An 8,702-nucleotide genomic window follows, 5' to 3' on the forward strand; every position below is an offset into this window, starting at 1 on the left:
ATAAATTCTTAAGCTTCTATCTTCTTTCATTATCTGATATAAATAGATAATATGCATGACATTTAATCACGGTTTCTTGTCTGCATGTAATCTCTTAACCTGAATATCAAAGATAGAGTTCACATCTACATCAATACCATTATGTTCCTTAATATAATCTGCAAGAATCTGTTTTCTCTGCTGTTTTACATTATAGAACTTACTCTGAGTAATTGAATCAGTTACATAAGGAGCCAACTTTTCTAAATCATCTGGTCTATGCATCCAGCTATCACCAATTGATTCATTAATTAATGAAGTTAGCTGTGGGTTACAATATGCAAGCCATCTTCTATGAGTGACACCATTCGTTTTATTGTTGAACTTGTTAGGATATAAAGTATCGAAATCCTTCATTTCTCTTTCTTTTAAGATATCAGAGTGAAGCTGTGCTACACCATTGACACTAAATGAACCAGCAATCGCAAGTCTAGCCATATGTACCTGACCATCTTTAATAATCATAACTCTCTGTAATAGTTCGTTATCATTTTCAGTCTGCTGTTTTACGAAACCAATGAAACGTCTATTGATTTCTTCGATGATCTGATAAACTCTTGGCAATAAGTCTCTCATCATATCAACAGGCCATTTTTCTAATGCTTCAGCTAAGATTGTATGGTTTGTATATGCGCAAGTCTTACATACGATATTCCATGCATCATCCCATTCCATGTTGTAATCATCAATAAATACACGCATTAATTCAGGAATAACTAATACTGGATGTGTATCATTTAACTGAATAACATTCTTTTCATGGAAGTTAGTTAAATCAGGATATACTCTTAAATGTGCACGAATAATAGAATTTAAACCAGCACATACAAAGAAATACTGCTGTTTTAAACGTAATACTCTACCAGCATGTGTAGAATCATCAGGATATAATGTCTGACAAATATCATTGACTTCCTGAGCATACTGACGGAAATCTTTATTTGTAGGAATGTTTTCACTAGGTTCAGCTTTCCATAATCTTAATGTATTAGTCACCTTAGTATCATTACCAACAATTGGCATATCATAAGGTACAGCACGTACTGCTTCATAATCTACATGCTTCCATCCACCAGTTGCATCATCCCAGATTACTTTACCCCAGAATTTAACTTCTGTTGCATGCTTAGGTTTTCTTACTTCCCACATATTACCTAAACGTAACCACTGGTCTGGTACTTCTACCTGGTATCCATTTTCAATCTTCTGTTTAAAGAAACCATAATCATAACGAATAGTATTACCGAAAGCTGGATAAGATAAAGAAGCTAAAGAATCCATGAAGCAGGCAGCAAGACGACCTAAACCACCATTACCTAAACCAGCATCTGATTCTAATTCTTCTAGATCATGGATATTAATACCATAATCTGCGAGACCTTCCTTTGCAGTTTCATAGATACCTAAGTTCATCATATTGTTGACTAATAGACGACCAACTAAGAATTCCATTGAGAAATAGTGAACCTGTTTCTGCTGCTTAGCCTGAACTGCCATCTTTGTCATAGCCCAGTTAACAGATGCATAGTCACGAACCATAGTTTCAAGAACCATGAACTTTTCTGTTAAATGTGCTTCTTCTACTGTACGACCATATGATTCAATGATTCGCTTAGAAAATTCATATTTAAATTCTTCTTTTGTATTAAACATTTACTACTTTCCTTCCTTTACAACACTTTTCTTTGTCTTCTTTGGAGAAGACACTTTTTTAGCTGGCTTATGATATTCAAATACCACCGCGCTAAATGGCGCTAATTTTACATGAATACTCTGTGCTTCATTGAGACAAGTACCTTTCTTTGATCTTAAAGCACGTGTATTTGTGTAATTTGAACCGTTATAACTATCTTTATCTGTATTCAAGATTTCTTTATAGCTTCCAGCAAACGGTACTGGTACAGCATAATTATCATGACTATTACCAATAAAGTTAGCTACTATAACTAAACAGTTGCCTTTCTTATCAAATCGAGCATATGAGAATACACTCTGATTATGATCATCTACAACCAGCCATTTAAATCCTTCTGGATCATAATCCATACTATAAAGAGCTGAATGTTCTTCAACCATCTTATTTAAATCCTGCATAAAATGATGGAAAGAATCATGCTGTGGATATTCTAAGATATTCCAAGCCAATGCTTTTCTTTCATCCCATTCCTTGTATTCACCTAATTCATTACCCATGAAATTAAGCTTCTTACCAGGATGAGTCATCATATATGTATATAAAGCTTTTGCCTGTGCGAACTTGTCTCCATCAAGTCCCCACATCTTATTTAAAATAGTTGCTTTACCATGAACCACTTCATCATGTGAGAATGGCAAAATAAATCTTTCTGAATAGAAATACATCATTGAGAAAGTTAATAAATTATGATCATATTGACGATAAACTGGATCTTCTTTGAAATACTTCAATGTATCATTCATCCAGCCCATATCCCACTTATAATCAAATCCTAAACCGCCATCCTTAACTGGTTTAGTTACATATGGGAAATCAGTTGAGTCTTCTGCAATAGTCATTAATGCAGGATATCTTTCATGAATCTGTTCATTCATAGTCTTTAAGAACTCTAAAGCCCCATTGTTTGTACCAAAGTCTTTATTACCTTTCCAGTAAATAAGGTTGCTGACAGCATCAAAACGAATACCATCAATATGGAATTCTTCTGCCCAGAAATGAACAGCACTCTTTAAGAATGAACGTACAGTATCTTTTGTCACATCAAAATATACTGAATCCCATTCAGAATAACGGTTATTCACATCTGCATATTCATAAACCCAGCCTCCATCAAACTGATAAAGACCATGTCCATCTTTAACAAAATGAGCAGGTACGAAGTCCATAATAACCCCTATACCTTCTTTATGACACGCATTAATGAAATCCTTTAACTGTTTTGGATGTCCATAACGACTTGTCGCACTAAAATAACCTGTTGCCTGATATCCCCAAGAGCCATCAAATGGGAACTCATTTAAAGGCATTACTTCAATATGTGTATAGCCCATCTTCTTTACATAAGGAATGATTTCATCAATCATTTCTTCATATGAATAGAATTCTCCATCAGATGTATCTGTAAATTCCTTTTTCATCTTCCAAGAACCAAGATTCGCTTCATAGATATTCATGTTACGATCATAGTTATTAGAACGTGACTTCATCCATCTAGAATCATGCCAGCGATAACCATCTAGGTTATATACCTTAGATGCTGTACCTGGTCTAATTTCACTGAAAAAGGCATATGGATCTGCACGATCAACAATAGCTCCAGAAGGTGTTTCAATTCTATATTTATAAAGGTCATACTGCTTTAGCCCTTCAATATAGAGAGTCCACACGCCTCCATCATTATATCTCTCCATATAATGCTGTGTTCCATCCCAGTCATTAAAATTACCTACAACCTGAACACTTCTTGCATGTGGTGCATATACTGTAAAACGAACGCCCTTTTTATCCGGATGAGCACCGAATACCTTATATGCTTCTAAACACTTTCCTTCAAAAAACAATTTTATCAAGAAATTATCTAACATACCTATATGTCTCCCTTCATAAACTTTATTATACAATAAATATGACCAAAATTCATTCATTTCAGACAATATAGGCAAAAAAATGTAAACGGTTACTTGATTGTGATATCCTGAATGTTATTTAATACGATAGAAACTGTTCCATCAGGGTTTTCTTTCTTTTCAAAAGTAGATCCATTCACATATTCATCTACTGGCATAGTTATTTGAATATCCTCATCAAGAGTAATCTTAACAACCTCTACAGAACGTCCTAATGCATTTAAAGAAATTGTATCATCCTCACCAATCCCAAGATCCTTCAACATTGTTTCTGATTCTTCCTGAGCCTGATAATCTCTTTCCATGACCTTACGAACTACTTCTATTGGTTTAACAAGTTCACCCATCTGTGTTCTTTCTAATATTTCCTGTTTTACAAGTGGAAGTGCTTCTTTATCATTTACATGATAAATATCATCAATCTTATTCACTACTTTCTTCATAGTAGAAATCTTCTGACGATCAGTGAGTTTTTCTTCTCCCTTAATCCATTGACTATTAAGGTAAGTATCCATCTTGCCATCAATGAGATACTTCTTTTCAATAAGAGATATCTTCTTATGATCTGTATCTATAATAATCGCTTCATCAACAGCTGTACCAATCTGAGGAAGAACCTGTCTTCTTGTAATACGGACATTTTCCTCTTCTACAAGAGATACAGAATTATATTTATAATTAAGCTTTAAAGCGGCAATCATATGTACACCATCACGATAACAATCCACATATAAAATATTACTATTAGGCATTTCTTCAATCACTGAACCTAACGCAAAGAACTTTTCACTAATTTCTTTTGCCTGTTTCTTGAATTCTTCATCATCTTCTAGCATCTTATCAGCACGAAGTAATAATTCATGAAGTGAAGGCACAACAAGTTCTTTAATAGCTGGACTGTATAAAGCTTTTTCTACTTTTTTATGATAATATTCCTGAGTTGTATCATTTAATTCGCAGAAATCTTCACTTAAATATATCTTACGATGCTCAAAATCAAGCATATGCATCATGATTTTATTAATAATAATAGTGTTCATTTATATTCTCCTTTCACGTGTGTCATTATAGCAAATTTCTTCTATTCCTCAACCTTTTCTTATTTAATTTCTAGTAACAATACACCTTATTTTGTGGTACTATTTCCTTAGGTGATTATTATGGATAACAAAAATTTCAATTTTCCAGAGGACAAGATTTTCCAATATATTACATACGGTATTATCTTAGCTTTTATTCTTTTTAATTTAGAATCAGTATGGGACTTCTTCCTTAATGCATTAGGGCTTGCAAGACCCTTCTATATTGCGATAGTAATCGCATTTGTAATCAATATCCCAATGAAATTAGTAGAGAAGTTACTTGTGAAAGCAAGAGAACAATTAACGAAGAAAAAACCTAACCTAAAGCTTCCTCAATTCTTAGTAGAGGGAACTCGTGGTATTGCGATGGCTATCACTATTATATGTTTACTATTAATATTAGTGATGTTCTTCTCATTCATTATTCCTAGAATCGGAGAAAGCTTCTCACTCTTATTCTCTAACTTAGATAATTATGCAAAAAGACTTGCTGTCTATATTACTTCTATATGTACAAAATTTAATATTGATTATTCAGTCACAGTAGATGAAGTACAGAAATGGTTTGCCTCTATTGATTTAAGTACAATTCTTGCGACTGCAGGTAATTTCCTAGGTAATCCTCATTTTAAAACAACAGAATTTGTATCAAATATTGGTGGTTCATTCATTACTGCTATCACTTCATTCTTTATGGCTCTCTATCTTCTTGCAAATAAAGAGAAACATCTTGAACAAGGTAGAAAACTCATTGCATATATATTAGGTCATAAACGTGCAGGTGTCGCTTTTGATATCATGAGTGAAGCCAATCATTACTTTAATAGTTTTGTGACAGGACAGATGTTAGAAGCAACATGTTTTATGTTAGAAGTCTATATTGCGATGCGTTTATTTAGAATGCCTTTCCCTGAATTAATTGCGATTATGGCTTTCTTATTTAGCTTTGTACCGATGTTTGGTAACTTCATTACCTTCTTTGCAGGACTCATCTTAGTGGCTGCAGCACAGAGTAAGAGCATGTTAGCTTTTGCGATTATTTATCTTTGCTTACAGCAGTTTGAAGGAAATGTGGTATATCCTAAGATTGTAGGTAAATCTGTAGGTATAGGTGGTTTATTTGTCTTACTAGGTATTACTATATTTGGTAATCTATGGGGTGTTGTTGGTGTACTTATCGGTGTACCACTTACTGCTTTGATCTATGCTGTGTTCTCTAGAATCATTAATATCGGACTCTATCAGAAACATATAGAAGTCACATACAATAACCTCTATAAACTAGATGAAAATGGAAATAGAATAGATAATAAAGTAAAACCAAAAAAGGACTCTTCTATTTAATTGGAATCCATAAATTATGCCAGTTGAAGTATTCTTCTTCTGGTTTCCACATAGAAACAATCTGAGTAAAGATGTCACCATCTAACTCTAGATTGTTTTTTTCATTTATGTATCGCCTTAGTAGGATTCTCATTTGGTAGATTACTAGTCATATTTGCGACTATGGTTAAGATTATCTTTGGTTCTAAGTTCTATAACAGAAACTATGGTTTAATTTTATTGGTTATGATATCAGTGCTTTTGTAGGTCCTAAGATTTCAGCAAGCTTCTTCTATGCAACTTGATCTTATGTAATGGGTTATATTGCTTCATATATTCTTGCATCACTTGCGATTGTATTAGTACTAGTAGCCAAGAAGTTACAGAAAACTATGAACTAACATTAAAACGACACTTGATTGTGTCGTTTTTTTATCGTAATAATTCACGACCACTTGTAGTGTGACTAAATATAGGCTATAATTTAGCCACAAGAAAGGAGCTGATTCTATGCAGATTATTCCGATGCGTGATTTAAAAAATACGGTTGAAGTAGAACGTCGCTGTGCAGAAGAAAACGGTCCTGTATTCGTAACCAAGAATGGATACGGCAGATTGGTTGTTATGGACATTGATTATTATGAAAAAACTATGAGAAAGATGGATGAAGCAACAACAATATTGGATGGTTTGAAAGATGTGAAATCTGGAAACACAGTAGAAGGAGACACTGCAATTTCTAATATAAGGAGCAAGTATGGCATCTAAATTTGGATATCGACTGACCAAAAGAGCAGAATCTGATTTAGATGGAATTGTCTCGTATATAGCAATTGAACTTGCAAATCTACAGGCAGCATCTGATTTCGTAGACAAGTTAAAGGATAATATTGACGAAGCAAGAGCTTTTCCTGAAAGTGGTTCTCTTGTAGACAATGAATTTTTACAGTTAGATAATTTGAGAAAGAAATTGATTGGAAATTATATCATGTACTATCTTCCGAATACTGCAGAAAATATAATCTTAATCCTACGTATTGTATATGGTAAACAAAATATCACTGATATTCATATAAAACTGGATATTTGATCACGTAAGCATCGATCACGAGTTGATCGATGCTTTTATTTATAAATACAGGAGAAGATCCATTCCTTTATAGTGTCTTTTGCGCACTTATAGGAATAATGCCATCTTCTTTCTCTATCAAGAAATCTGTATCATCTGTACAATATATACTCACATGTTCTGTTGCCATAAGCTGCTGACATATATATTGTTTACTTAGTGTATGCTCATCAAGTTTTGCTATACATCCTAATAATCCTATATCTAATAGATATAATTGAAATGTATTGAAATCCTCATGTATTTTCAAGGGTGCTTTTACCTGTCTCACACGATTCACTATGTATATCAATCCACAATCAGCTAACCACATAACAGCCACATCAAAACCTTTACCACGTTTCCCTTCATATGTATTATTAGAAATCTGTATTGGAATACTATTCCATACTTTACTTATTTTTGGACATGTAAAATCATGTTCATAATCTAATAGAATTCTCTTCTGTATATTGCGTACTTCATCATAACTATGATGACTCACAAAATGTTGTACAGCTTCTGGCATACCCCCCTACAAAATAATAGTCCTTCAAAGCATCACTTTGTTTAGTTGCTAATAAGAATTCCTTATAGCTAAGTGGATAGAGGTTCATAAGATCCACTTTACCTACTGGAAATGATGTCCATTGATGTAAATCAATACCCATGAATGAACAGGCGCATACAATATGATATTCAGGTGCATTTTCATTGAAATATTTTAAAGAAGTTAAGGATCTAGGTACTTCCTGTAATTTATCAAATATAAGAAGAGTGTTATCCGGATCTATTATTTGATTAGTATAGACTTCTATTCCCTTAACCAAACGATGAACATCCAAATCATAAGAGAATAAGTCAGACATAATTGAATTATTCTCAAAATTGATATAAACAGTATTTACATAAGCTTTCTTACCAAACTCTTTCATAAATAAATCCATTCGTTTGTCATAGGCTCCTCCCACTGCCTTTAGGCGGTGGGAGGAGCCTCGTAAATCGTTATCTATTATCCCTGACTTTCAATATATTTTTGTATAGTTGCTGATGACACTTCTCCAATGCTACAAGCAAAATAACATCTGAACAAAATGTTTTTTCCTTCCAATACTGTCTTGATAAGACCGAACTATACTTTTGCCATAAGTGGTATATTGTTTCCTGCTTTACAATTTTTACAATATCGCAAACTTGATCTGCTGTATCGTAACTTAATAAGAAATGCATACGGTCTTTGTCAGTTTCTATCACAATAATTTCGTGGCGTAAGTATTAGCTATATGGAGAATCTCTTGTTTAACATCATCAGCAATAGAGCCTTTTAGTAGTTGTTTGTGGTATTTGGTTACAAGGCCTATATGTACTTTAAGGCTGTATTTTGTCTCTTATGACGATTGTATCTATCATTCATAGTTCACCTCAAAATATAGATATTTCGCTATAAATTAAATATAATATATAGTGAAATATCTATGAAAGGAGTACATCCATGGAACAGATGACTATTACAGCTAAAATTCAAATAATCGCAGCTGAAACAGATA

7 protein-coding genes and 2 pseudogenes are annotated in these 8,702 nt (G+C 33.3%); 3 read left to right on the forward strand and 6 right to left on the reverse strand.

The window, feature by feature from the left end; genetic code table 11:
- From glgP to ACT8VG_RS04705, 3 genes and pseudogenes are all read right to left on the reverse strand, one after another.
- Positions 1-1,692 (reverse strand): annotated as a pseudogene (gene glgP / locus ACT8VG_RS04695) (glycogen/starch/alpha-glucan family phosphorylase); the annotation flags it as partial.
- A 3-nt stretch (positions 1,693-1,695) separates the two neighbouring features.
- The gene (gene glgB / locus ACT8VG_RS04700; protein WP_217106864.1) at positions 1,696-3,600 is read right to left on the reverse strand and encodes a 1,4-alpha-glucan branching protein GlgB; all 1,905 of its coding nucleotides are present in this window, start codon (positions 3,598-3,600) and stop codon (positions 1,696-1,698) included.
- 92 nt (positions 3,601-3,692) lie between these two features.
- Entirely contained in the window at positions 3,693-4,682 is a 990-nt protein-coding gene (locus ACT8VG_RS04705; protein WP_117459632.1) for a nucleoid-associated protein, read from the reverse strand.
- A gap of 120 nt (positions 4,683-4,802) precedes the next feature.
- Here ACT8VG_RS04705 and ACT8VG_RS04710 point away from each other — a divergent pair, with 120 nt between their 5' ends.
- The 3 genes from ACT8VG_RS04710 (at position 4,803) to ACT8VG_RS04720 (ending at position 7,137) form a co-directional block, all read left to right on the forward strand.
- Positions 4,803-6,068: an AI-2E family transporter gene (locus ACT8VG_RS04710; protein ID WP_187012776.1), complete on the forward strand. Its 1,266-nt coding sequence runs from the start codon at positions 4,803-4,805 to the stop codon at positions 6,066-6,068.
- Between the two features lie 489 nt (positions 6,069-6,557).
- Positions 6,558-6,815: a type II toxin-antitoxin system Phd/YefM family antitoxin gene (locus ACT8VG_RS04715; protein ID WP_129981030.1), complete on the forward strand. Its 258-nt coding sequence runs from the start codon at positions 6,558-6,560 to the stop codon at positions 6,813-6,815.
- On the forward strand, positions 6,805-7,137 hold the full coding sequence (locus ACT8VG_RS04720; RefSeq protein WP_217106865.1) for a type II toxin-antitoxin system RelE/ParE family toxin: 333 nt from the start codon (positions 6,805-6,807) through the stop codon (positions 7,135-7,137). Before ACT8VG_RS04715 ends, ACT8VG_RS04720 begins: the two co-directional genes overlap by 11 nt.
- Before the next feature lie 67 nt (positions 7,138-7,204).
- Here ACT8VG_RS04720 and ACT8VG_RS04725 read toward each other — a convergent pair whose 3' ends face one another.
- The 3 genes and pseudogenes from ACT8VG_RS04725 to tnpA all read right to left on the reverse strand — a co-directional run bounded on the left by ACT8VG_RS04725 (position 7,205) and on the right by tnpA (position 8,569).
- The gene (locus ACT8VG_RS04725; RefSeq protein WP_217106866.1) at positions 7,205-7,684 is read right to left on the reverse strand and encodes a DUF4143 domain-containing protein; all 480 of its coding nucleotides are present in this window, start codon (positions 7,682-7,684) and stop codon (positions 7,205-7,207) included.
- Positions 7,647-8,102 (reverse strand): AAA family ATPase, encoded by a 456-nt coding sequence (locus tag ACT8VG_RS04730; RefSeq protein ID WP_217106867.1) that lies wholly within the window; start codon positions 8,100-8,102, stop codon positions 7,647-7,649. Before ACT8VG_RS04730 ends, ACT8VG_RS04725 begins: the two co-directional genes overlap by 38 nt.
- Positions 8,103-8,167: 65 nt before the next feature.
- Positions 8,168-8,569: pseudogene (gene tnpA, locus ACT8VG_RS04735) on the reverse strand (IS200/IS605 family transposase).
- Positions 8,570-8,702: the final 133 nt, after the last annotated feature.

The organism is Catenibacterium sp., assembly GCF_052354645.1.
Taxonomy (GTDB): Bacteria; Bacillota_I; Bacilli_A; order Erysipelotrichales; family Coprobacillaceae; genus Catenibacterium; species Catenibacterium mitsuoka_A.

What these genes read in the sequence shown, in the direction of transcription:
- glgB (WP_217106864.1), bottom strand. Translation starts at nt 3,600, where the DNA reads ATGTTAGATAATTTCTTGATAAAATTGTTTTTTGAAGGAAAGTGTTTA.
- ACT8VG_RS04705 (WP_117459632.1), bottom strand. Translation starts at nt 4,682, where the DNA reads ATGAACACTATTATTATTAATAAAATCATGATGCATATGCTTGATTTT.
- ACT8VG_RS04710 (WP_187012776.1), top strand. Translation starts at nt 4,803, where the DNA reads ATGGATAACAAAAATTTCAATTTTCCAGAGGACAAGATTTTCCAATAT.
- ACT8VG_RS04715 (WP_129981030.1), top strand. Translation starts at nt 6,558, where the DNA reads ATGCAGATTATTCCGATGCGTGATTTAAAAAATACGGTTGAAGTAGAA.
- ACT8VG_RS04720 (WP_217106865.1), top strand. Translation starts at nt 6,805, where the DNA reads ATGGCATCTAAATTTGGATATCGACTGACCAAAAGAGCAGAATCTGAT.
- ACT8VG_RS04725 (WP_217106866.1), bottom strand. Translation starts at nt 7,684, where the DNA reads ATGCCAGAAGCTGTACAACATTTTGTGAGTCATCATAGTTATGATGAA.
- ACT8VG_RS04730 (WP_217106867.1), bottom strand. Translation starts at nt 8,102, where the DNA reads ATGGATTTATTTATGAAAGAGTTTGGTAAGAAAGCTTATGTAAATACT.